The following is a 21,808-nucleotide window of genomic DNA, read 5'->3' as shown; positions in this document are numbered from 1 at the left end:
GCTGGTGGCATGCTCGACGAACCTCGCTCAGGACGCCTGGCCGCGTGGGGAAACGCCCTGCTTGCCGGACTTGTCTCACCTGATGACGCGGCGCACCGTATCACCGGCACGGATGCGTCACACCGCGTCGTGGACCTGCCGGAGAGATCGGCCCCGTCCGGCGCCGTGCCGGACCCCGCGCCGGTGGGTCTGACGCTCGCGATAGGGCGGCTGCGCGCGCTGGGCGCCACCGGCCTGTGCGTGGCGCTGCCCGTGGCGGGGCACCCGCTCGGGCTGAGCGGACCGCCGGAGTTCAACGCGCGGGCGCTGGAGGCCGGCGAGGCGGTCATCGCGGTGGGCGTGGGCCTCGGCCTAGTGCCCGACGTCCACCGGGCGGGGCCACGGGAGGTGGGCGCGGACGGCGGTCCGGTCTCCGAGAGCGACGTGCACACCGAGGTGCTCTGGCGCTGTCTGCCGGTGCGCGAGGCGCCGCCGGCCGACGTGCCGTCGCTGGGCGAGGCGGAGCGCGAGCTGGCCGAGGCGCTGCGGGAGGCGACGGAGGCGCTGGCCCGGCTGAACGTGGCGGGGTCGGGCCCGGTCGCGGCGGCGGCCCTGGAGGCGTACCGGGCGCGCGCCGAGCGGGGACGCGAGGTGTTGGCCCCGGGCTACCCGCCGCGCGCGGTGCGCGTGCTGGAGCTGGCGCAGCGGGTGGGGGCGCTGGTGGACATCGCGTACGGGCCGGAGCACGGCGGCGCGGTGAGCGCGTCCGAGATCGCGGCGCGCTCCGAGGCGCTGCGCCCGGTGGAGCGCACGGCGCGCCGGGCCCAGGTGGCCGCGTACAACGCGTACGTGGAGCAGCGGCTGCGGCAGGCGTAGCCACGCCGGCTGGGCACCCCTGGCTCGTCGGGGGCGGTCGGCGGGCGAAGTGGTCCGGCCCCGCGACGGTCGCCGCGGGGCCGGTGGTGCTGGGAGAAGCGCGCGGGAGGCGGCGGGCGTGGACGGCGCCCCTGGTCGGGCCGTTATCGACCCGTACCAGGAGCGCCGAGGCGCCGCGGTTCCGCGATCAGATGTTGGTGCAGAAGTTCCCGAAGGTGGGGTTGAGCACCCCGACGACGTTCACCGAGTTGCCGCAGGCGTTGACCGGCACGTGCACCGGGACCTGGATCTGGTTGCCGGAGCCCACGCCCGGCGAGGCCGTGGCCGCGCCCCGCGCCGCGGAGTCGGCCGACGCGACGCCCGCCCCGGCCATGGCGAGGCCGCCCATCATGATCGTTACGGCGGCGGCCCTCTTGATGTTCTTCACTGCTGAACCCTTCTCGGCTTTCGCCGCGGCGAACCACCGCGGCGTGCACTGGAGAACGGTCAACCGCCGAAGGAGTTGCGCCTGCGCTCCGTCGATCACACGACCGTATGAAATTCTCAGTCGCCCACCCCGTTCCGGACGGCCCACAGGGCGGCCTGCGTGCGGTCGGCGAGGTCGAGCTTCATCAGGATGTTCGAGACATGGGTCTTCACGGTCTTCTCGGACAGCACCAGGGCGCGGGCGATCTCCCGGTTGGAGCGGCCGTCCGCGATCAGGGCCAGCACCTCGCGCTCCCGGTCGGTGAGCGAGGCGCCGCGGCCCTGGCTGCCGCCCGCCTCCTCCTGCGAGAGCAGCGCCCCGGCCACCTCCGGCTGGAGCAGCACGTGCCCGGCGTACACCGAGCGGATGGCGCCGGCGAGGGCGTCGGGGTCCACGTCCTTGTACACGTAGCCGGCCGCGCCGGCGCGCAGGGCCGGGACGACGGTGCGCTGCTCGGTGAAGCTGGTCACGACCAGCACGCGGGCCGGGTTCTGTAGCTCGCGCAGCCGGCGCAGCGCCTCGATCCCGTCGGTGTCCGGCATCTTGACGTCCATCAGGACGACGTCGGGGCGCAGTTCCTCGGCGCGGGCCACGCCCTCGGCGCCGTCGGACGCCTCGCCGACCACCTCGATGTCGTCCTGGACCTCGAGGAAGGTGCGCAGCCCGCGGCGTACCACCTGGTGGTCGTCGACGAGCAGCACCGAGATGCGCTGTCGTTCGGGGCGCGGTGGGTGGGCCGCCGCGGTCTGCTCTGTGCTCTCCGGCTCAGCCACCGGGCACCTCCATCTCGATCAGGGTGCCCTTGCCGGGCGCGGATTCCACGGTGAGCGCGCCGCCGACGGCCGCCGCCCGGTCGCGCATGGAGACCAGGCCGAGGTGACGGCCGGCGCGGCGGACGGCCGAGGGGTCGAAGCCCCGCCCGTCGTCGCGTACGGACAGCAGCGCGCCGCTGGCGCCGTGCCGGGCGAGCGTGACCTCGACGCGGGAGGCCCCGGCGTGCCGGAGCGCGTTGTGCAGGGCCTCCTGGGCGACCCGTAGCAGCGCCTCCTCCTGGGCGGAGGGCAGCGCGCGCACGCCGTGCGCGGAGAAGGTGACCCGGGTGCTCTGGGCGCGGTCGAGGACCTGGGTCTGGGTACGCAGCGTGGCGACGAGGCCGTCCTCGTCGAGCGCGGCCGGGCGCAGCTCCACCACGGCGGCGCGCAGCTCGTCGGCCGCCTCCGCGGCCAGCGCCGTGACCTGCTGGAGCTCGCTCCTGGCACGGTCCGGGTCGCGGTGTACGAGGGCGGTGGCGGCCTGGGCGGTCAGGCGCAGCGAGAACAGCTTCTGGGCGACGGCGTCGTGCAGCTCGTGCGCGAGGCGGGCGCGCTCGCCCGCGATGGTCAGCTCGCGGCTGCGCTCGTAGAGCCGGGCGTTGGTGAGGGCGATGGCGGCGTGCTGGGCGAGGATGCCCAGGAGTTCCTCGTCCTCCGCGGTGAAGCCGCAGCCGCCGGTGGGCCTCGGGCACTGCTTGTTGGCGAGGAAGAGGGCGCCGAGGACCTCGTCGCCGTCGGCGATGGGCAGGCCGAGGAAGTCGGACATCTCGGGGTGGGCGTCGGGCCAGCCCTCGAACCGGGGGTCGGTGCGGACGTCGGCGAGGCGCTGCGGCGTCGCGTCCTTGAGCATCGCGGCGAGGATGCCGTGCTGGCGCGGGAGCGGACCGATGGCCTTCCACTGCTTCTCGCTGACGCCGTCCACGACGAACTGGGCGAAGCCGCCGTGGTCGTCGGGGACCCCGAGCGCCGCGTACCTGGCGTTCAGCAGCTCGCGGGCCGAGACGACGATCGTCTTGAGGACGTCGCGGACCTCCAACTGCCGGTTCATGGCGAGCAGCGCGGTGCTCACGGCCGCCAGCCCGGTTCCGGGGCCGATTCCCGGTCCTTTGGTCATGGCTTCACCGTACCGGCGTGATCAGCGGGCCGTATCGGGCCGGCGGCGGCCGGTGATTAGGCCGTGGGACCTAGGCCGTTGGACCCTGCGCCCGGGCGGGGGCCGGGCGGCGGACGCTGGAGCGGGATGTGGGGGCGTACGGGGTTCGAGGGGCGGGTGGGGCGGCGAATTCTCGTATCCGGCCCGCATTCCGGGCGGGGCGGAGTCAGACTCGGCATATGTCTGTACCTACGCGGAACTGGACCCCCACCCACGGCGACCCCTACCAGCCGGTCCCCTACCGCCCCGCGCGGATGGACCCGGCACAGTCCCTGGAGCGCGCCGCCGAGCTGCGGCGCCGGATGGACGAGCGCAGGACCGTACGACAGTTCTCCACCGATCCGGTGCCCGAGCAGGTGGTGCGCGACGCCATCGCCTGCGCGGCCACCGCGCCCTCCGGGGCACACCAGCAGCCCTGGACGTTCGTCCTGGTCAAGGACCCGGAGGTGCGGCGCAGGATCAGGGAGGCGGCGGAGGAGGAGGAACGCCGCTCCTACGAGGGGCGGCTCGGCGAGGAGTGGCTCGCGGCGCTGCGACCGCTCGGCACGGACGAGGTCAAGCCGCACCTGACGGACGCGCCGCACCTCGTCATCGTCTTCCAGCAGCGCTACTGGCTGGGCGAGGACGGCACCAAGCGCAAGCACTACTACGTGGACGAGTCGGTGGGCATAGCGGTGGGCATGCTGCTGTCCGCGCTGCACCTGGCGGGGCTGGCCGCGTTGATCCACACGCCGAGCCCCATGCGGTTCCTGTCCCAGGTGCTGGGGCGGCCGGAGAACGAGAAGGCGTTCGCCGTCATCCCGGTCGGCTACCCGGCTGATGACTGCGCGGTGCCCGACCTGGTGCGCAAGTCGCTGTCCCAGGTCCTGGTCGAGATCTAGACCGTCCACTTTCGGTACGCGCCCGCTCACACCGGGCCACCTCACGGGGGGTCCGGTGTGAGCCCGCGCATAGGACCGAGATCACCTACGAATGGGATTAGTTGAATTCCCAGGGCCTCGCACCGGGAAAATAGCCGCGATCGAGGGCTCTCGATAACCCCCCTTTGCCACGAAGCCAGATAGTACGTCACACCTTTGCCAGGGGATTTTCCAACCGCTAACAATTGCGGAGTCGCACGGCGCCGTCATCAGACGCGGCGCTCTTCTTCTGCGCCGACGTCACGGCGACTGCGACCCCCGCGATTGGAAGAGGTTTTCTCCGCATGCTCGTCCCCAGCATTCGTGGTTATCACCGCCTGCCCAAGGCCCATAAGTTTTCCGCCGCCGGCATCGCCGCTACCGGTGTCGTCGCCATCGCCTTCGCCGCCGTCCCCAGCGACGCTCACGCTGACTCGAACGCGGCCCCGTCCGCGCAGAGCGTCGCCGTGAACCAGGCCGCCTTCGGTGGCAAGGCGCTGTCCTCCGGCGTCCCGCAGCAGGCGCAGTCCGACCTGCCGCGCACCGCGGCCGTCGAGGCCCTGCAGAAGGCCGCCCAGGACAAGAAGAAGGCCGCCGCCGAGGCGGTGCGCTCCGAGCAGACCCGGGCCGCCGCCGACATGCAGACGGCCAAGGAGCGCAGCGCGGCGCAGAGTGCGGCCAAGGAGCGCTCCACCCAGAGCGCGGCCAAGGAGCGCTCCGGCAAGACCGCCAGCCGTTCGGCGCCCCGCAAGGCGGCTCCGGTCACCTACTCCGACAACCTCGACGGTTGGATCAAGGAATCGCTGGCCATCCTCAAGAAGAATGGCATTCCGGGCACCTACGAGGGCATTCACCGCAACATCATGCGTGAGTCCAGCGGTAACCCGCGGGCGATCAATGACTGGGACGTGAACGCCATCGCCGGCATTCCCTCCAAGGGCCTGCTCCAGGTGATCCCGCCGACCTTCAAGGCGTTCCACGTCGAGGGCACGTCCTGGGACATCTACGACCCGGTCGCCAACATCACGGCCGCCTGCAACTACGCGGCCCAGAAGTACGGCACCATGGACAACGTCGACTCGGCGTACTGAGCCGACGTTCGACCACCCGCCGCATCCGGCGGCGCGGGCCCACCGCTCAGGGCCCGCGCCAGCAGGCGGTACCTGTTCCATCACGCGCCGCAGGGCGGCACCCTCCCCGGGGTGCCGCCCTGCGGCGTTTCGTGTGGCCCGCGCGAGCCGGCGGCCTGGGCGCTACTTGCGCATGACCTCCGGTTCGTGGCGGCGCAGCAGCCGGGCGACGGCGAAGCCGCAGGCGACGCCGAGCGCGATCAGCGCGAGCATGTCGATGGTCCACTGGCCGACCGAGTGCTCCCACAGCGGGTCGAGGTCGTTCGGCTGCTTGCGGTCCCAGGGTGCCATGACGTGCGAGAGGTCCAGCGTCGCGCCCGAGGCGCCGATGGCCCAGCGCGAGGGCATCAGGTACGCGAACTGCTCGATGCCGAGCGAGCCGAAGATCTTGAACAGCACGCCGGTGAAGACGACCTGCACGATCGCGAACATCACGAGCAGCGGCATGGTCTTCTCGGCCGTCTTCACCAGCGAGGAGATGACCAGGCCGAACATCATCGAGGTGAAGCCGAGGGCGATGATCACCAGGCACAGTTCGACGGCGGGCGGGAAGATCAGGCCCTCGTCCGGCAGGTCGCGGGTGGAGAAGCCGATCGCGCAGATGATCACGCCCTGGAGCGCGGTGATCAGGCCCAGCACGATGACCTTGGACATCAGGTAGGCGGACCGGGACAGGCCGACGGCCCGTTCCCGCTCGTAGATCACCCGTTCCTTGATCAGCTCTCGTACGGAGTTGGCTGCGCCGGAGAAGCACATGCCGACCGCGAGGATCAGCATGATCGTGCCGGCGTCCTGGTTGAACTGGCCCTTGGGCCCGGCGACCAGGCCGTAGTCGGAGGGGATGACCACGCTGACCGCGCCGAGCACCGCCGGCAGGATGATCATGAGGCCGATGAACCCGCGGTCGGAGGCGATCACCGACACGTAGCGGCGCATCAGGGTCCACAACTGGGAGGCCCAGCTCTGCGGCTTCTGCATGCGGGCCGGCGGCGGCTGGACGTGGACCGACTGCGGGGCGACGGCGTCGATGTCGGCCGCGTACATCTGGAAGTGCTGCGAGCCGCGCCAGCGGCCGGCCCAGTCGTAGTCGCGGTAGTTCTCGAAGGCCGAGAAGACGTCGGCCCAGGTCTCGTAGCCGAAGAAGTTGAGCGCCTCCTCCGGCGGGCCGAAGTAGGCGACGGACCCGCCGGGGGCCATGACCAGCAGCTTGTCGCACAGCGCCAGCTCGGCCACGGAGTGCGTGACGACGAGCACGGTACGGCCGTCGTCGGCCAGGCCGCGCAGCAACTGCATCACGTCGCGGTCCATGCCCGGGTCGAGGCCCGAGGTCGGCTCGTCCAGGAAGATCAACGACGGCTTGGTCAGCAGCTCCAAGGCGACGGACACGCGCTTGCGCTGACCGCCGGAGAGCGAGGTGACCCGCTTGTCGGCGTGTATGTCGAGCTTGAGCTCGCGCAGCACCTCGCCGATCCGCGCCTCGCGCTCGGCCTCGGCGGTGTCGCCGGGGAAGCGGAGCTTGGCCGCGTACCGCAGCGCCTTCTTGACCGTGAGTTCCTTGTGCAGGATGTCGTCCTGCGGAACGAGCCCGATGCGCTGCCGCAGCTCGGCGAACTGCTTGTACAGGTTCCGGTTGTCGTAGAGGACGTCACCCTGGTCGGCCGGGCGGTAGCCGGTGAGCGCCCGCAGCAGGGTGGACTTGCCGGAGCCGGACGGGCCGATGACGGCGACCAGCGACTTCTCGGGAACGCCGAAGGTGACGTCCTTGAGGATCTGCTTGCCGCCGTCGACCGTCACGGTCAGGTGGCGGGCCGAGAAGGAGACCTCGCCGGTGTCGACGAACTCCTCAAGGCGGTCGCCGACCAGCCGGAAGGCCGAGTGACCGACGCCGACGATGTCGCTGGGGCCGATGATCTGGCGGCGGACCGGCTGACCGTTGACGTAGGTGCCGTTGTGGCTGCCGAGATCGACGATCTCGAACCGGCCGTCGGCCATGGCCCGGAACTCGGCGTGGTGCCGGGAGACCTGGAGGTCCGAGACGACGAGTTCGTTCTCCAGCGCACGACCGATCCGCATCACGCGGCCGACGGCGATCTGGTGGAACGTGGTCGGGCTGCGGTCCCCGTGCGCCGGGGCGCCCCCCGCGCCCGGCCCGGGCTGGCCGGGGAAGCCCTGCGGCGCCTGCTGGTGGGGGTGCTGGACCTTCTGCACCGGGTGCTGCTGAGGCTGAGCGGGTTGTGCGTGCGGCGCCTGCTGCTGGTGTTGCGGTGGCACCTGCTGATGCTGTTGCGCCTGCTGCGCGGGGTGCTGGTGCTGCGGCGCCTGCGGGGGCTGAGCGTGCGGAGCCTGCTGCTGCCCGTGGAACTGCTGCGGCGGGACCGCTTGGTGCGGGGCCGCGTGCTGGGGCGGGGCCGCCTGCTGGGGATGTTGGGGCTGCGGGGCCTGCTGCCATCCCTGCTGTTGCCCGGCCTGCTGCCACCCCGCGGGCTGCTGCGGGGCGGCGGCCTGCTGCTGCCCGGCTATCCCGTGCTGAGCGGCGTAGCCGCCGGCTCCCGGATGGGCGTCGGGCCCGGCGGCCATGGCCGCGCCGGTGAAGTTCAACCGCGGCCCGTCGGAGGCGTTTCCGAGGTGAATGGTCGTACCCGGGCTGATCTCCAGGTGCTGGACGCGCTGGCCCTGCGCGTAGGTGCCGTTGGTGCTGCCGTGGTCCTCGATGGCCCAACCGCGCCCGTTCCAGTGCACGGTGGCGTGCCGCCACGAGACCCGGGCGTCCTCCAGCACCACGTCGCCCTGCGGATCGCGCCCGAGGCTATACGACCTGGACGGGTCCAGCGTCCAGGTCCGTCCATTCAATTCCAGTACGACTTCCGGCACTCCATGCCCCAATTACTTGTCCCCCGAGTTACCCCCTGTGGCAGGGAGTCTAGGGATGGCGAACATCGTGAGGAACTATTTCAGGCTCGGTCCCCCCACGGAAAGTCGGGCCTTGCCACGGCCCTGTAACGGGTGACGCCCAGTACGGAGAAAGACCCCCGGAGAGGAATAAGCGCCCACGGATGCGTACGGACCATACGTATCCGGGCAATTGGCGGGCCCGGCCCGCCCGTTGCCGCGCGGGCCGAACCGGCGCCGAGCTCCGGGCGACGGGTGGCGGGCGGCCCGACTCGCCGCGGCCCACGGCCTCCCGGCGCGGCCACGCGGTGCCGGAAGGCCGGCACGGGTCGGGAGGCACGCCGGCATCCGCGCCGGGCGGGCATCGCGCCCGGCGCGAGCGGCGTTTCCCGCCGACGCGAGCCCCTCGCGTCCGACGGCGCAACGATACGGTCACGATCGACGTCGTGTGTTACGCGCGTAAGACGCGTGAGGCACGCGTGATGATTTCCGCGCAGTCGCCGAAGGCGATGTCGGCGGAATCCCCGGCAAAGGGCGGGCCGCGTGAACTCCGGGTCGCTGCCGATTTCGGCGATATTGACCGCGAACCCACCTGATCGAATCCCTCGCTACGTCGCGTATCGCCGGCCCGTCGACTATCCCCCGATCCGCCGCGTCCCCCGCCCCGGGCCCGCGCGGAGCGCTCCGCGCTCCGCCATCCCCTGACTTCGCCCACGTGGCACCCGCTCTACACCGCACCCCCGGCGCTCGCCACCCCGCACCGGGCGCCTGTCACCGTCGCCTGCCGCCTGCCGCCTGCCGCTCCGGAGCGTCCACGTCCGCCCGCGCGGAACGGATCAGCGGCCCCGGGCCCGCCCCCTCCGTCACGCGTGGCCCAGGCGTCGCAGCGCGGGGCGTCGGACCCGGCGGGCGGTGGGGCGATCTTTGGCGTACCCCGTCTACGTCACCGCGCAGACGGGGGCAGACCGTACCGAAACGGAACCTCACGCACTGGTAACGGTCCGGCGACCAGTGGCCGTACGACTGTCCGCGGTCCGGACAGGCGGACGACAGATGTCCCTGGCCCGCTACCGTGGAAACACCATGAGCACACCGCAGACCACCCCCGTCACGTCCGTTACCGGCGACGACGTGCCCACTCTCCTCGTCAAGATCTTCGGCAAGGACCGCCCCGGCATCACCGCCGGGCTCTTCGACACGCTCGCCGCCTTCGACGTTGATGTGATCGATCTGGAGCAGGTCGTCACCCGTGGCCGGATAGTGCTGTGCGCGCTCGTCACAGCCCCCGACGAGAAGGGCGCCACGGCCGGCGAACTGCGCTCGACCGTGCACAGCTGGGCCGACGCGCAGCGCCTCCAGGCCGAGATCATCTCCGGCATCGGCGACAACCGGCCACGCGGCACCGGGCGCTCGCACGTCACGGTGCTCGGCCACCCGCTGACCGCCGAGTCGACCGCGGCCATCGCCGCCCGCATCACCGGCGTCGGCGGCAACATCGACCGTATCTTCCGACTCGCCAAGTACCCGGTGACGGCCGTGGAGTTCGCGGTGTCCGGCACCGAGACCGAACCGCTGCGCACGGCCCTCGCACTGGAGGCCGCGGCGCTCGGCGTGGACGTCGCCGTGGTGGCCTCCGGGCTCCAGCGACGCGCGCAGCGGCTGGTGGTGATGGACGTGGACTCGACGCTCATCCAGGACGAGGTGATCGAACTCTTCGCGGCACACGCGGGCTGTGAGGCCGAGGTCGCCGAGGTGACGGCGCGCGCGATGCGCGGCGAGTTGGACTTCGAGGAGTCCCTGCACGAGCGGGTCGCGCTGCTCGCCGGGCTCGACGAGTCCGTGGTGGACAAGGTCCGGGCCGAGGTGCGCCTCACGCCCGGGGCGCGGACCCTGATCCGTACGCTCAAGCACCTCGGCTACCAAGTGGGCGTGGTCTCCGGCGGGTTCACGCAGGTCACCGACGATCTCAAGGAACGGCTCGGGCTCGCCTTCGCCGCGGCGAACACCCTTGAGGTGGTGGACGGCAAGCTCACCGGGCGCGTCATCGGCGACGTCGTGGACCGGGCGGGCAAGGCGGCCCTGTTGCGCCGGTTCGCCGCCGAGGCCGGGGTGCCGCTGGCGCAGACCGTGGCCATCGGCGACGGCGCGAACGACCTGGACATGCTCAACGCGGCGGGGCTCGGCGTCGCCTTCAACGCCAAGCCGGTCGTCCGCGAGGCGGCGCACACCGCCGTCAACGTGCCGTTCCTGGACACCGTTCTGTACCTGCTCGGCATCACCCGCGAAGAGGTCGAGGCCGCGGAGACGCACTCGCCCGAGGACGCGTAACCCCCGCTACGCATCGGGCCCGCCCCGTCACGTACGGGACACGAGACGGCTGCGGCCCCCCGCCGGCCGGTGGTCCGGCGGCGGAGGGCCGCTCGCTCAGGGGGCCGCTCGCTCAGGCGGGGTGGGCAGCGCCGCCCGGCGGCCGGCCCGGCGAGGGCGGGCCCGAGGCGGTGGGCGGCGTCGGGCTGGCCGCGCGCACCGCGCCGGGGCGGCGGCGGGGCCTCACTCCTGCGGCGACCAGTAGGCGGTGAGGCGGCCCACGCCGTGCTCGACCGACTTCCACGTGCCCTGGAAGGTCAGCACCGCGATGGCCGCGGTCGGGAAGCCGGCACGGTTCATCCGCGCCAGGGCGTCGCCCTCGGCGTCGCCGGCCAGCGCGTCGGCCAGGGCGTGCATGCCGGGGTTGTGGCCCACGAGCAGGAGCTCGTTGACGTCCTCGGTGGTCTCGTTGACCAGGGCGATGAGCTCGCCCAGCGACGCCTCGTACATCCGGTCCTCGTAGACCGTCCTGGGGCGCTGCGGCAGCTCGTGCACCGCGAGCTTCCACGTCTCACGGGTACGAACCGCGCTGGAGCAGAGGGTAAGTTCCGGAGCGATGCCGGCCGAGGCGAGCCAGCGACCGGCGGCCGGGGCGTCCCTGCGGCCACGCTCCGCGAGGGGTCGCTCATGATCGGATTCTTGGGACCAGTCGGCCTTCGCATGTCGGAAAATGACGATCCTGCGGGGAACATCGACGCTCATGTCGTCCAGCTTCGCATGAAACGCGCCGTGAGGCGCGGGGTGTTGGGACGCGCACTCGGTACGGGGGACGGCGCCCAGGACCCCGTGTTACCGGGCATGCGCGCTGGTACGAGGCGGGTGCGGGGACAGAACCGGCTGCCACGTGCGGCGGAATCGGCTCGGCGGTGGGGCGGGGGCAGGTTCAACGGGACCGCACACCACCGATGTGCGGAGTCGTGCGCTCCGCGGCCCTCGCGCGGGCGTGCGCGGGCCCGCGAGGCCCGCTCCCGGCACGCGGCCCGGTCGTCGCGGAGGCTGGCGGGTGCGGCGCGGGGGTGCGGGTGGCCCGGGCTCGGCGCGGCACCGGGCTGGGGCGGGGGCGGGGGCGGCAGCCCACCGCCGACCGGCGACGCCGGCTCAGGACAGGAGCTGGACTATCGAGTCGCGCAGCAGGACCACGAACCGCGTCACGTGTCCCGTGCCCCCCTCGGCCGCCTGCGCGTCGGAGGGGCCGACGAGCAGCAACAGCAGCGCGGCGAAGACCACGGCGGGCAGCGCGATGGCCCACCAGGGAAGCTCCACCTCCCGTACGGCCGGCTGCTCGGCGCCGGTGGCCCGCGCGCGGTCGGACCGTCCGGCGTGGCTGTACGCAGGGGCTGCCATGGGGATCGCCTCCGGGGAACGATGGGGCGGCGCGACCGCCTGCCACGGCCACGCCCACCGCTGTGCGCGGTGTACATCGAACCTACGAAAGCGCGGCCCCCGCGCCCATCCGGTGATCCACCCAGTTGCCCCTGAGCCTGACCCCCTAGGGGATGGTGGTGCTAGCCCCACCACGGCGCCCGGCCGCGCAGGCTCCGCGCCGCGCGCGGGCCGGCTCCGACCCGCGCGCGGGCCGCTCGGCGCGGACGCGGCACCGCTGGTCGACGGCGTGCCTCAGGGCGCCGGGCCTGGCGGAGGCTCTGGCGGAGGCGGTACCCGGAGGCGGGTGGCTCAGGGGGAGGCGATCGTCGCGATGATGCCGATGACGACGGTGATGCCGAGCATGACGCCAAGGATGGTCAGCAGCTTCTTCTGACCGTTCTGGGGGTTCGGGTCGAGAACAGACATGTGGCCCAGTGTCCCACTGCCGGATCGCGGGGCGCGTCGGGGTCAGAGCTCGTTCTCGACGATGCGGTCGCGCCCGGCCAGCACACCCGCGCCGATCTGCAACACCAGCAGCCCGCCCATCAGCGCGATCGGCAGGTCCCAGCCGTCGGTGTGCTGGTAGAGCGCGCCGACCAGGAGCGGCCCGGGGATGGAGATCAGGTAGCCGGTGCTCTGCGCGAAGGCCGACAGGCGCACCACTCCTGAGCTGCTCCGGGCCCGCATGCCGATCATGGTGAGCGCGAGCGGGAAGGCGCAGTTGGAGAGGCCGAGCAGCACGGCCCAGGCCCAGGCGCCGCCGGCCGGCGCGCTCCACAGCCCCGCGTACCCGACCAGCCCGCACGCCCCCAGCGCGACGACGAGCCCACCCTGGTGGGGCAGCCTGGCCGCGAGCCGGGGCAGTACGAAGGACAACGGCACCCCGAGCGCCATGGTGACCGCGAGCAGGACGCCCGCGGTGGACGCGGAGACGCCGGCGTCGCGGAACATCTGCGGCATCCAGCCCATGGTGATGTACGCGCCGGTGGCCTGGAGCCCGAAGAAGACGGCCAGGGCCCAGGCGGTGGGGCTGCGGGTGATCCGTCGCCCCGGCGTGGCCTGCGGCCCGGCGTCGGCGTCGCCGTCGGCGGCCGACCGGCTCCGCGCGGCGGGCCCGCCCTGTGCGGCGGACTGGTCCTGCGCGGCCGGCACGCTCGCGGCCTCCGCCGGCGACTCGATCGAACCGCCCGGGCCAGCCGGGCCAGCCGGAGGAGCCGAACCGTCCGCGTCGGCCGGACCGGCCGGCACCTCGGAGCGGGCGGCGCGGCTGGACCTGGCGATGACGACCCAGGGCAGCACCGCGACGGCGGCCACCACGGTCCACAGCACGAGGCCGGTGCGCCAGTCGCCGCCCAGCGCGTCGGTGAGGGGCACGGTGCTGGCCGCGGCGATGGAGGTGCCGAGGGCCAGCGCCATGGTGTAGACGCCCGTCATCGGCCCGACCCGGTCCGGGAAGCGACGCTTGACGATCACCGGCAGCAGGATGTTGCTGACGGCTATGCCGGCGAGCGCGAGGGCGCTGGCGAGCAGGAAGCCGACGGTGCCGCCGGCGAACGGGCGGACCAGGACGCCGAGGCCGATGGCCACCAGGCCGGCGCAGACGACGGCCTCCTGGCCCCACTTCCTGGCCAGCCGGGGCGCGGTCAGGCCGAAGATCGCGAAGCACAGGGCGGGCATGGAGGTGAGCATTCCGGCGACGGTGCCGCTCATCCCGAGGCCGTCGCGCACCTCTTCGAGGAGGGCGCCGAGGCTGGTGATCGCGGGCCGCAGGTTGAGCGCGGCCAGGACCAGCCCGGCGACCAGCAGCCGGCGCTGCCAGGGCGATCCCGGGAGCGCCCTCGTGGGCCGCTCGCCGGCGGCGGCCGGGGCTGCCTCGCCCGCGGTGGCGCCCTCGCCAGCGCTCTCGCGCACGGCGGGCGCGGGCGGCGCGACGGTTCCGGTGTGCCGCGCCGCGCTGTCGCCCGCGGCAGGCGTGCGGCCGTGCTCGGCCGTGGACCGGTCGCGCGCAGGCGTACGCCCGGCCTCCGCAAGGTGGTCTTCTGTCATGCGGCCATCATAGAATCATGGGATGAATCCCTGTCCACTCCGTACGTCGGAGGCCGCGTCCGCGCCGTCCTCCGCGCTTCACGGCCGGCCGCCCCGTGTGCGGGGCCGCTGCGAGGCGACAGAATGGGGACTTCGCCAGCCCGTCGGACGCCCCCGCCCAGGAGGGTTCGGCCGCCCCCGACCAGGAGAGTCATGCCGCTGACCTCGCCCCGGCGTTCCGCCCTCGCCGACCAGGTGATCGCCCAGCTTCGCGCCCAGATCACCACCGGCGAGTGGCCGGTCGGCTCGCGCATCCCCACCGAGCCCGAGCTGGTCGAGCAGCTCGGGGTGGCCCGTAACACGGTGCGGGAGGCGGTGCGCGCCCTCGCGCACAACGGCCTGCTCGACATCCGGCAGGGCTCGGGGACGTACGTGGTGGCCACCAGCGAGCTGGCCGGCGTGATGAACCGCAGGTTCGCCGGAGCCGATCCGCAGCACATCGCGGAGCTGCGCAGCGCGCTGGAGGCGGAGGCGGCCCGGTTGGCCGCGCGGCGGCGGACGGAGCCGGACATGCGCCAGCTCGGCGTCCTCCTGGAGCGGCGCGAGCGGGCCTGGGAGTCCGGGGACGCGGCGAGCTTCGTCGAGGCGGACGGCACGCTGCACATGGCGGTCGTGGCGGCCTCGCACAACGACGTGCTGGCCGAGTTGTACGCGGACCTCGGCATGGTGCTGCGCGAGTTCCTGCGCGCCAACGTCGGCGAGCGGTTGCGTCCGGAGGCGTACGTGGACCACGCGCGACTGGTGGCGGCGATCCGGGACCGGGACGAGGAGCGGGCCGCGTCGGAGGCGTCGGCGCACCCCTTCGGGTGCCGGTTCGTGGAGGCGTGAGGCCGGCGCCCCCGGTCGGTCGTCCGCCGCGCCGCGCGCCGTGGCGCGCGTCCGGGGGCGGCGCGACCGTCCAGGGGCGGTGCGACCGTCCGGGGCGGTGCGACCGGCGCCAGGGAGCCAGCACCTGGCGCCGGCCGGATCAGGGGAGCGGGGCCCGCGCCCGGCTCGGGTGCGCGGCGTCCGCGCGCGGGGTCGTCCAGCGCGCGGGGGCGGTCGTCAGCCGTGCGTGATCCACACGCTCTGGACTTCCTTCCAGCAGCGGTCCGCCAGCGTCACGCCCTGGGTCGGGCCCAGCTCGACGGGGCGGCCGTCGACGTCGGGGTCCCACCAGCGGCGGCACTCGATGTGCAGTTGGACGTGGTCCGCGTCCGCGTCCGGGTTGAAGCAGGTCGCGGTTCCGGTGCTGCCGCGCACCGCGGTGCGGCAGTCCGCCTCCGTGGGCGCGGCGTCGGCGGGCGGCGTCAACGACAGGCCCAGTCCGGCCGCGGCCATCGCCAGGGCGGCTATTCGGCGACGGGACATGCGCACGCCGACACCTCTCTTAGCGCGTGGCCGAGGGGTCTCCCCCGACTCCCTCACAGTGTCGCCGGCACGGCCCCGGCGCACGACTCGGGAGGGCCGCCCGAGAAGGCCGCCCGAGACGGAGGCTGGAGCTGACCGCGCAGACGACGGACGACGCCCGCCCCGCCGTTAGGGCGGAGCGGGCGTCGTCCCAACGCGCGCGTGCGGCGCCCGGTGGGCGCCGGATGGCATGGCGGTGGGTCAGGCACCCATCATGTGCACGCCGCCGTCGACGTGCACGACCTCGCCGGTGGTCTTCGGGAAGAAGTCCGAGAGCAGCGCGACCACGCCGCGGCCCGCGGGCTCCGGGTCGGACAGGTCCCAGCCGATCGGGGCGCGGTGGTTCCAGACGTCGGCCAGTTCCTCGAAGCCCGGGATGGACTTGGCGGCCATCGACTTGATGGGGCCGGCCGAGACCATGTTGCAGCGGATGTTCTTGGCGCCCAGGTCGCGCGCGAGGTAGCGGCCCGTGGACTCCAGGGCGGCCTTGGCGACGCCCATCCAGTCGTACTTCGGCCAGGCGATGGAGCCGTCGAAGGTGATGCCCACGACCGAGCCGCCACGCTTCTCCATCAGCGGCAGGCAGGCCATGGTCAGCGACTTGAGCGAGTACGCCGAGACGTGCAGCGCCGTCGAGACGTCCTCCCAGTCCGCCTCCAGGAAGTTGAACGCGCCCTGCGGCCCGAAGGCGATCGAGTGCACCACGCCGTCGAGGCCGGTGTCGTCGCTGGAGTGCTCGCGGATCTTGTCGGCGAGCGAGGCCAGGTGCTCCGGGTTCTGCACGTCCAGTTCGATGACCGGCGCGGGCTTGGGCAGCCGCTTGGCGATCCGCTGCACCAGCGTGACCCGGCCGAAGCCGGTGAGGATCACCTCGGCGCCCTCCTCCTGCGCCACCTTGGCGGCGTGGAAGGCGATGGAGTGATCGGTCAGGACGCCGGTAATCAGGATGCGCTTGCCTGCGAGGATTCCACTCATGTCGTTCAGTGACCCATGCCCAATCCGCCGTCGACGGGAATGACGGCTCCAGTGATGTACGCGGCCTCCTCGGAGGCCAGGAAGCGGACCGAGGCGGCGATCTCCTCGACCTGGGCGTAGCGGCCCAGGGGCACCTGCTTCACGATGCTCTCCCGCTGCTCGTCGCTGAGCACCCGGGTCATGTCCGTGTCGACGAAGCCGGGGGCGACGACGTTCACGGTGATGTTGCGCGACCCGAGCTCGCGGGCGAGGGAGCGGGCGAAGCCCACCAGACCGGCCTTGGACGCGGCGTAGTTCGACTGCCCCGCCGAACCGAGCAGACCCACGACCGAGGAGATGAGCACGATACGGCCCTTGCGGGCGCGCAGCATGGCGCGGTTGGCGCGCTTGACGACGCGGAAGGTGCCGGTGAGGTTGGTCTCCAGCACGGAGCTGAAGTCCTCCTCCGACATGCGCATCAGAAGCTGGTCACGGGTCACGCCGGCGTTGGCGATCAGCACCTCGACCGGGCCCTGCTTCTCCTCGATCTCCTTGTACGCCTGCTCGACCTGCTCCGGCTCCGTGATGTCGCACTTGACGGCGAGGAATCCGGCCGGCGGCTCGCCGGAGCGGTAGGTGATGGCGACCTTGTCCCCCGCGTCGGCGAACGCGCGAGCGATAGCGAGGCCGATGCCCCGGTTTCCACCGGTGACGAGAACCGAGCGGCTCAAGGGTCCACCCTTTCGATAAGCGGTCTGGATACCCGAAAGCTATCGGTCCCCCGGTCCCGACGGAGAAGCCGCCTCCGACAGGGGCGTACGGCGCGCGCTGTCGGGTCCCTACAGAACCGGCCGTCCGACCGGTCGCGGGCCGGCTCCGCGCGCTGACGGCTACGGTGCGTGGATCGGCGCACACCAGCGCGTGCCCGGCCGCTGGCGGGCGCCGCGGGTCGCGACGGTGGCTGGGAGGCGAGGCCCGGTCGCCGCCCCGCCCGGCTCGTCGCGCTGGCACAAAACCGTGCCGGCCCAGTGCGGCGCCATGATTCACTGCCGTGACGAATCGAGTCATCGAGAAGGTGAGGCGCCCGTGGCGCACGAGATTGATGAGACCTTCCTCGCGCTGCCGCTGCGCGCGCTGGCCGATGCCGCGCTCGCACGGGCCCGCGCGCTGGGCGTCGAGCACGCGGACTTCCGCTTCGAGCGGGTGCGCAGCGCGTCCCTGCGCCTGCGTGACGCCAAGCCGGCGGGTTCGTCGGACACCACCGAGCTGGGGTACGCGGTGCGGGTGGTGCACGGCGGGGCGTGGGGGTTCGCCTCGGGCGTCGATCTGACCATGGACGCGGCGGCGCGGGTGGCCGGGCAGGCGGTGGCCATGGCCCGGCTCTCCGCGAAGGTGATCGAGGCGGCCGGCAGCACCGAGTCCGTGCGCCTGGCGGACGAGCCCGTACACGCGGACCGGACCTGGGTCTCCGCGTACGAGATCGACCCGTTCACCGTGCCCGACGCGGAGAAGACCGGTCTGCTGGCGCAGTGGAGCGAGCGACTGCTCGCCGCGGAGGGCGTGGCGCACGCGGACGCGTCGCTGCTGACCGTGCACGAGAACAAGTTCTACGCGGACACCGCCGGCACCGTCACCACCCAGCAGCGGGTGCGGCTGCACCCGACGCTGACGGCGGTGGCCGTGGACCCGAAGAGCGGCGAGTTCGACTCGATGCGCACGCTCGCTCCGCCGGTCGGCCGGGGCTGGGAGTACCTGGCCGGCACCGGCTGGGACTGGGACGCGGAGCTGGCGCGGATGCCCGAGCTGCTCGCGGAGAAGATGCGCGCCCCCTCCGTACAGGCCGGTACGTACGACCTGGTCGTCGACCCGTCCAACCTGTGGCTGACCATCCACGAGTCGATCGGGCACGCCACCGAGCTGGACCGGGCGCTGGGCTACGAGGCGGCGTACGCGGGCACCTCGTTCGCCACCTTCGACCAGCTCGGCTCGCTGGAGTACGGCTCCGGGATCATGAACGTGACCGGTGACCGCACCGCCGAGCACGGCCTGGCCACCATCGGCTACGACGACGAGGGGGTGGCCGCCCAGTCCTGGGACCTGATCAAGGACGGGACGCTGGTCGGCTACCAGCTCGACCGCCGCATCGCGCGGCTCACCGGGTTCGAGCGGTCCAACGGCTGCGCCTACGCGGACTCCCCCGGCCACGTGCCCGTCCAGCGGATGGCGAACGTCTCGCTCCAGCCGGCGCCGGACGGGCCGAGCACCGACGAGCTGATCGGCGAGGTGGAGCGGGGCGTCTACGTCGTGGGCGACCGGTCCTGGTCCATCGACATGCAGCGGTACAACTTTCAATTCACCGGCCAGCGCTTCTTCCGGATCGAGAACGGCCGGCTCGTCGGCCAACTGCGCGACGTCGCCTACCAGGCGACCACCACCGACTTCTGGGGCTCCATGTCGGCCATCGGCGGGCCGCAGACCTACGTGCTGGGCGGCGCGTTCAACTGCGGCAAGGCCCAGCCCGGTCAGGTCGCCGCCGTCTCGCACGGCTGCCCCTCCGCGCTGTTCCGCAACGTGAACATCCTGAACACCACGCAGGAGGCCGGGCGATGAGCGCCGCCACGCACCGCACCACCGCGCCGCACGAGATCGTCGAGCGCGCCCTTGACCTGTCCCGCGCCGACGGCTGCGTGGTCATCGCCGACGAACGTTCCAGCGCCAACCTGCGCTGGGCCCGCAACGCGCTGACCACCAACGGCGTCACCCGCGACCGCACGCTCACGGTGATCGCGACGGTCGACGGCCGCGAGGGCACCGCCTCCGGCGTCGTCTCCCGCTCCGCCGTGACCGCCGACGACCTGGAGCCGCTGGTGCGCGCGGCCGAGGCGGCGGCCAGCGGCGCCGGCCCCGCCGAGGACGCGGGGCCGCTGGTGAGCGACGGCACGCCGTCGGCGACCTTCAACCAGGCCCCGGCCGAGACCTCGTCCGAGGTCTTCGCGGCGTTCGCGCCGGCGCTCGGCGAGGCGTTCGGCCGGGCCCGCGCGGCCGGCCGCGACCTGTACGGCTTCGCCTACCACGAGCTGGTCTCCAGCTACCTGGGCACCTCCACCGGGCTGCGGCTACGGCACGACCAGCCCAGCGGCACGCTGGAGCTGAACGCGAAGGCGCCGGGGGTGGGCGACGCGGCCGTCCCGCGCTCCGCCTGGGTCGGGCGCGCCACGAACGACTTCACGGACGTGGACCCGCTGGCGCTCGACGCGGAGCTGGCCCAGCGCCTGGAGTGGGCGCGGCGCCGCACGGAGCTGCCCGCCGGGCGGTACGAGACGCTGCTGCCGCCGACGGCCGTGGCGGACCTGCTGATCTACCAGCTCTGGTCGTCGTCGGGGCGGGACGCGGCCGAGGGTCGTACGGTCTTCAGCAAGCCGGGCGGCAGCACCAAGGTCGGCGAGCGGCTGGCCAGGCTGCCGCTGACGCTGCGCAGCGACCCGGGCGAGCCAGGGCTCGAGGCGGCGCCGTTCGTGCTGGCGCACAGCTCGGGCGGCGACGCGTCGGTCTTCGACAACGGGCTGCCGCTGGGCCCCACCGAGTGGATCAGGGACGGCGCGCTGTCCCGCCTGGTGACCAGCCGGCACAGCGCCGCGCTGACCGGGCTGCCGGTGGCCCCCGCGGTGGACAACCTGATCCTGGACGGGGGCGGCTCGCGCTCCCTCACCGACCTGGTGGCCGACGCCGGGCAGGACGGGCCCGCGCTGCTGCTCACCTGCCTGTGGTACATCCGCGAGGTGGACCCGGCGACGCTGCTGCTGACGGGGCTGACCCGGGACGGCGTCTACCTGGTGGAGCGGGGCGAGGTCGTCGGCGAGGTGAACAACTTCCGGTTCAACGAGTCGCCGGTGGACCTGCTCTCCCGGGCCAGCGAGGCGGGGCGTACCGAGCGGACGCTGTCGCGCGAGTGGGGCGACTACTTCCCTCGGACCGCGATGCCGGCGCTGCGCGTGCCCGACTTCCACATGAGCTCGGTCAGCCAGGGCGTATAACCTCGTACCGGAGCGAGCCGGCTCGCCCCAGCGGATCGGGCCGGCCCGCGGACGCTCCAGACGAACAAGCCATACAAGGAGATACGAGAACCGTGACGGACATCGTCGACGACCTGAAGTGGCGTGGGCTCTTCGCCCAGTCCACGGACGAGGACGCTTTGCGCAAGGCCCTCGCGGACGGTCCCGTCACCTTCTATTGCGGCTTCGACCCGACCGCGGCGTCGCTGCACGTCGGGCACCTCGTGCAGGTGCTCACGATGCGGCGGCTGCAGCGGGCCGGGCACCGGCCGCTGGCGTTGGTGGGCGGGGCGACCGGGCAGATCGGTGACCCGCGGCCCACCGCCGAGCGCACGCTGAACGACCCGGCGACGGTCGCGAACTGGGTGACCCGGCTGCGCGCCCAGATCGAGCCGTTCCTGACCTTCGACGGCGAGAACGCGGCCGTGCTGGTCAACAACCTGGACTGGACCGAGGGCCTGTCGGCGATCGAGTTCCTGCGGGACATCGGCAAGCACTTCCGGGTGAACAAGATGCTCACCAAGGACTCGGTCGCCCGCCGGCTGGAGTCCGAGCAGGGCATCAGCTACACCGAGTTCAGCTACCAGTTGCTCCAGGGCATGGACTTCCTGGAGCTGTACCGGCGTCACGGCTGCACGCTCCAGCAGGGCGGCAGCGACCAGTGGGGCAACCTCACGGCGGGCATCGACCTGATCCACCGCCTGGAGCCGCAGGCGTCGGTGCACGCGCTGGCGACGCCGCTGATGACGAAGGCGGACGGCACCAAGTTCGGCAAGACCGAGGGCGGCTCCGTCTGGCTCGACCCGGAGATGACCACGCCGTACGCGTTCTACCAGTTCTGGCTGAACGTGGACGACCGGGACGTGACCCGGTACGCGCGCATCCTCTCCTTCCGGAGCCGGGAGGAGCTGGAGGAGCTGGAGAAGTCGACCGAGGAGCGCCCGCAGGCGCGGGCGGCCCAGCGCGCGCTGGCCGAGGAGCTGACGACGCTGGTGCACGGCGCCGACCAGTGCGCCGCGGTCATCGCGGCTTCCCGGGCCCTGTTCGGCCAGGGTGACCTGGCCGAGCTGGACGCCGCGACGCTGAGCGCCGCGCTGTCCGAGCTGCCGCACGCGCGGATGGGCACGCTGGCCCCGGTGGTGGACCTGTTCGCCGCCGTGGGCCTGGTGGCCAGCAAGTCAGCCGCGCGGCGCACGGTGAAGGAGGGGGGCGCCTACGTGAACAACGCCAAGGTGACCTCCGAGGACGCCGTGCCCGACGAGGCGGACCTGTTGCACGGCCGCTGGCTGGTGCTGCGGCGCGGCAAGAAGAACCTGGCCGCGATCGAGGTCACGGCCGACTGACCGGGTGCCGTCGGGGGCCGGCCGCGCGGCGCGCGGTCGGCCCCCGACG

General features: G+C 72.8%; 19 protein-coding genes. 8 read left to right on the top strand and 11 right to left on the bottom strand.

The window, feature by feature from the left end; all coding sequences use genetic code 11:
• Positions 1 to 9 precede the first annotated feature (9 nt).
• A complete protein-coding gene (locus tag AC3CHW_RS28470) occupies positions 10 to 855 on the top strand; it encodes a hypothetical protein (protein ID WP_488468344.1) in 846 nt (281 codons plus the stop codon).
• Positions 856 to 1,042: 187 nt separating this feature from the next.
• On the opposite strand, the gene AC3CHW_RS28465 is transcribed toward AC3CHW_RS28470, so the two are convergent.
• The 3 genes from AC3CHW_RS28465 to AC3CHW_RS28455 form a co-directional block, all read right to left on the bottom strand.
• The gene (locus AC3CHW_RS28465; protein WP_398609928.1) at positions 1,043 to 1,282 is read right to left on the bottom strand and encodes a chaplin; all 240 of its coding nucleotides are present in this window, start codon (positions 1,280 to 1,282) and stop codon (positions 1,043 to 1,045) included.
• Between the two features lie 116 nt (positions 1,283 to 1,398).
• The gene (locus tag AC3CHW_RS28460; protein WP_398609927.1) at positions 1,399 to 2,028 is read right to left on the bottom strand and encodes a response regulator; all 630 of its coding nucleotides are present in this window, start codon (positions 2,026 to 2,028) and stop codon (positions 1,399 to 1,401) included.
• A gap of 58 nt (positions 2,029 to 2,086) precedes the next feature.
• Positions 2,087 to 3,247 (bottom strand): GAF domain-containing sensor histidine kinase, encoded by a 1,161-nt coding sequence (locus AC3CHW_RS28455; RefSeq protein ID WP_176160952.1) that lies wholly within the window; start codon positions 3,245 to 3,247, stop codon positions 2,087 to 2,089.
• A gap of 218 nt (positions 3,248 to 3,465) precedes the next feature.
• Between AC3CHW_RS28455 and AC3CHW_RS28450 the strand changes: the two genes are divergently transcribed.
• Both AC3CHW_RS28450 and AC3CHW_RS28445 read left to right on the top strand, forming a co-directional pair.
• Positions 3,466 to 4,167: a nitroreductase family protein gene (locus AC3CHW_RS28450; RefSeq protein WP_187063584.1), complete on the top strand. Its 702-nt coding sequence runs from the start codon at positions 3,466 to 3,468 to the stop codon at positions 4,165 to 4,167.
• A gap of 323 nt (positions 4,168 to 4,490) precedes the next feature.
• Positions 4,491 to 5,276, top strand: a complete 786-nt coding sequence (locus AC3CHW_RS28445) for a transglycosylase SLT domain-containing protein (protein WP_488468343.1) — start codon at positions 4,491 to 4,493, stop codon at positions 5,274 to 5,276.
• Positions 5,277 to 5,438: 162 nt separating this feature from the next.
• On the opposite strand, the gene AC3CHW_RS28440 is transcribed toward AC3CHW_RS28445, so the two are convergent.
• Complete coding sequence (locus AC3CHW_RS28440; protein ID WP_488468342.1) at positions 5,439 to 8,186, bottom strand: ABC transporter ATP-binding protein/permease; 2,748 nt, start codon at positions 8,184 to 8,186, stop codon at positions 5,439 to 5,441.
• A gap of 1,101 nt (positions 8,187 to 9,287) precedes the next feature.
• On the opposite strand from AC3CHW_RS28440, the gene serB reads away from it, so the two are divergent.
• Positions 9,288 to 10,532 (top strand): phosphoserine phosphatase SerB, encoded by a 1,245-nt coding sequence (gene serB, locus AC3CHW_RS28435; protein WP_176160956.1) that lies wholly within the window; start codon positions 9,288 to 9,290, stop codon positions 10,530 to 10,532.
• Positions 10,533 to 10,754: 222 nt separating this feature from the next.
• On the opposite strand, the gene AC3CHW_RS28430 is transcribed toward serB, so the two are convergent.
• From AC3CHW_RS28430 to AC3CHW_RS28415, 4 genes are all read right to left on the bottom strand, one after another.
• A complete protein-coding gene (locus AC3CHW_RS28430; protein ID WP_398609905.1) occupies positions 10,755 to 11,273 on the bottom strand; it encodes a SixA phosphatase family protein in 519 nt (172 codons plus the stop codon).
• A 396-nt stretch (positions 11,274 to 11,669) separates the two neighbouring features.
• The gene (locus AC3CHW_RS28425; protein WP_488468341.1) at positions 11,670 to 11,915 is read right to left on the bottom strand and encodes a hypothetical protein; all 246 of its coding nucleotides are present in this window, start codon (positions 11,913 to 11,915) and stop codon (positions 11,670 to 11,672) included.
• A gap of 330 nt (positions 11,916 to 12,245) precedes the next feature.
• On the bottom strand, positions 12,246 to 12,362 hold the full coding sequence (locus AC3CHW_RS28420; RefSeq protein ID WP_254391602.1) for an SGM_5486 family transporter-associated protein: 117 nt from the start codon (positions 12,360 to 12,362) through the stop codon (positions 12,246 to 12,248).
• A gap of 42 nt (positions 12,363 to 12,404) precedes the next feature.
• Positions 12,405 to 13,982, bottom strand: coding sequence for a CynX/NimT family MFS transporter (locus AC3CHW_RS28415; RefSeq protein ID WP_488468340.1), 1,578 nt, complete (start codon positions 13,980 to 13,982; stop codon positions 12,405 to 12,407).
• A gap of 192 nt (positions 13,983 to 14,174) precedes the next feature.
• Here AC3CHW_RS28415 and AC3CHW_RS28410 point away from each other — a divergent pair, with 192 nt between their 5' ends.
• Positions 14,175 to 14,849 carry a FadR/GntR family transcriptional regulator gene (locus AC3CHW_RS28410; protein ID WP_488468339.1) on the top strand — a complete coding sequence of 225 codons (675 nt, stop codon included), beginning with the start codon at positions 14,175 to 14,177 and terminating at the stop codon, positions 14,847 to 14,849.
• A 216-nt stretch (positions 14,850 to 15,065) separates the two neighbouring features.
• Here the strand turns inward: AC3CHW_RS28410 and AC3CHW_RS28405 are convergent, their stop codons facing one another.
• The 3 genes from AC3CHW_RS28405 to fabG form a co-directional block, all read right to left on the bottom strand.
• Positions 15,066 to 15,371: a hypothetical protein gene (locus AC3CHW_RS28405; RefSeq protein WP_176160959.1), complete on the bottom strand. Its 306-nt coding sequence runs from the start codon at positions 15,369 to 15,371 to the stop codon at positions 15,066 to 15,068.
• Between the two features lie 240 nt (positions 15,372 to 15,611).
• The gene (fabI, locus tag AC3CHW_RS28400; protein WP_176160960.1) at positions 15,612 to 16,385 is read right to left on the bottom strand and encodes an enoyl-ACP reductase FabI; all 774 of its coding nucleotides are present in this window, start codon (positions 16,383 to 16,385) and stop codon (positions 15,612 to 15,614) included.
• A 5-nt stretch (positions 16,386 to 16,390) separates the two neighbouring features.
• Positions 16,391 to 17,095, bottom strand: coding sequence for a 3-oxoacyl-[acyl-carrier-protein] reductase (fabG, locus tag AC3CHW_RS28395; RefSeq protein ID WP_176160961.1), 705 nt, complete (start codon positions 17,093 to 17,095; stop codon positions 16,391 to 16,393).
• A 355-nt stretch (positions 17,096 to 17,450) separates the two neighbouring features.
• On the opposite strand from fabG, the gene AC3CHW_RS28390 reads away from it, so the two are divergent.
• The 3 genes from AC3CHW_RS28390 to tyrS all read left to right on the top strand — a co-directional run bounded on the left by AC3CHW_RS28390 (position 17,451) and on the right by tyrS (position 21,759).
• Positions 17,451 to 18,974 carry a TldD/PmbA family protein gene (locus AC3CHW_RS28390; protein WP_488468338.1) on the top strand — a complete coding sequence of 508 codons (1,524 nt, stop codon included), beginning with the start codon at positions 17,451 to 17,453 and terminating at the stop codon, positions 18,972 to 18,974.
• The gene (locus AC3CHW_RS28385; protein WP_488468337.1) at positions 18,971 to 20,398 is read left to right on the top strand and encodes a metallopeptidase TldD-related protein; all 1,428 of its coding nucleotides are present in this window, start codon (positions 18,971 to 18,973) and stop codon (positions 20,396 to 20,398) included. The genes AC3CHW_RS28390 and AC3CHW_RS28385 overlap by 4 nt, the downstream gene beginning before the upstream one ends.
• 92 nt (positions 20,399 to 20,490) lie before the next feature.
• Positions 20,491 to 21,759 (top strand): tyrosine--tRNA ligase, encoded by a 1,269-nt coding sequence (tyrS, locus tag AC3CHW_RS28380; protein WP_488468336.1) that lies wholly within the window; start codon positions 20,491 to 20,493, stop codon positions 21,757 to 21,759.
• Positions 21,760 to 21,808 lie beyond the last annotated feature (49 nt).

The sequence above is a fragment of the Streptomyces sp. MGP-BFMKR1 genome (genome assembly GCF_057766585.1).
The sequence above is the reverse complement of the archived record's forward strand: the minus strand, read 5'-3'. Positions and strand labels throughout refer to the sequence as shown.

Excerpts from the sequence above, each read along its gene's own strand:
- AC3CHW_RS28470 (WP_488468344.1), top strand. The coding sequence starts at position 10 with ATGCTCGACGAACCTCGCTCAGGACGCCTGGCCGCGTGGGGAAACGCC.
- AC3CHW_RS28455 (WP_176160952.1), bottom strand. The coding sequence starts at position 3,247 with ATGACCAAAGGACCGGGAATCGGCCCCGGAACCGGGCTGGCGGCCGTG.
- AC3CHW_RS28450 (WP_187063584.1), top strand. The coding sequence starts at position 3,466 with ATGTCTGTACCTACGCGGAACTGGACCCCCACCCACGGCGACCCCTAC.
- AC3CHW_RS28445 (WP_488468343.1), top strand. The coding sequence starts at position 4,491 with ATGCTCGTCCCCAGCATTCGTGGTTATCACCGCCTGCCCAAGGCCCAT.
- serB (WP_176160956.1), top strand. The coding sequence starts at position 9,288 with ATGAGCACACCGCAGACCACCCCCGTCACGTCCGTTACCGGCGACGAC.
- AC3CHW_RS28430 (WP_398609905.1), bottom strand. The coding sequence starts at position 11,273 with ATGAGCGTCGATGTTCCCCGCAGGATCGTCATTTTCCGACATGCGAAG.
- AC3CHW_RS28425 (WP_488468341.1), bottom strand. The coding sequence starts at position 11,915 with ATGGCAGCCCCTGCGTACAGCCACGCCGGACGGTCCGACCGCGCGCGG.
- AC3CHW_RS28420 (WP_254391602.1), bottom strand. The coding sequence starts at position 12,362 with ATGTCTGTTCTCGACCCGAACCCCCAGAACGGTCAGAAGAAGCTGCTG.
- AC3CHW_RS28415 (WP_488468340.1), bottom strand. The coding sequence starts at position 13,982 with ATGACAGAAGACCACCTTGCGGAGGCCGGGCGTACGCCTGCGCGCGAC.
- AC3CHW_RS28410 (WP_488468339.1), top strand. The coding sequence starts at position 14,175 with ATGCCGCTGACCTCGCCCCGGCGTTCCGCCCTCGCCGACCAGGTGATC.
- AC3CHW_RS28405 (WP_176160959.1), bottom strand. The coding sequence starts at position 15,371 with ATGTCCCGTCGCCGAATAGCCGCCCTGGCGATGGCCGCGGCCGGACTG.
- fabI (WP_176160960.1), bottom strand. The coding sequence starts at position 16,385 with ATGAGTGGAATCCTCGCAGGCAAGCGCATCCTGATTACCGGCGTCCTG.
- AC3CHW_RS28385 (WP_488468337.1), top strand. The coding sequence starts at position 18,971 with ATGAGCGCCGCCACGCACCGCACCACCGCGCCGCACGAGATCGTCGAG.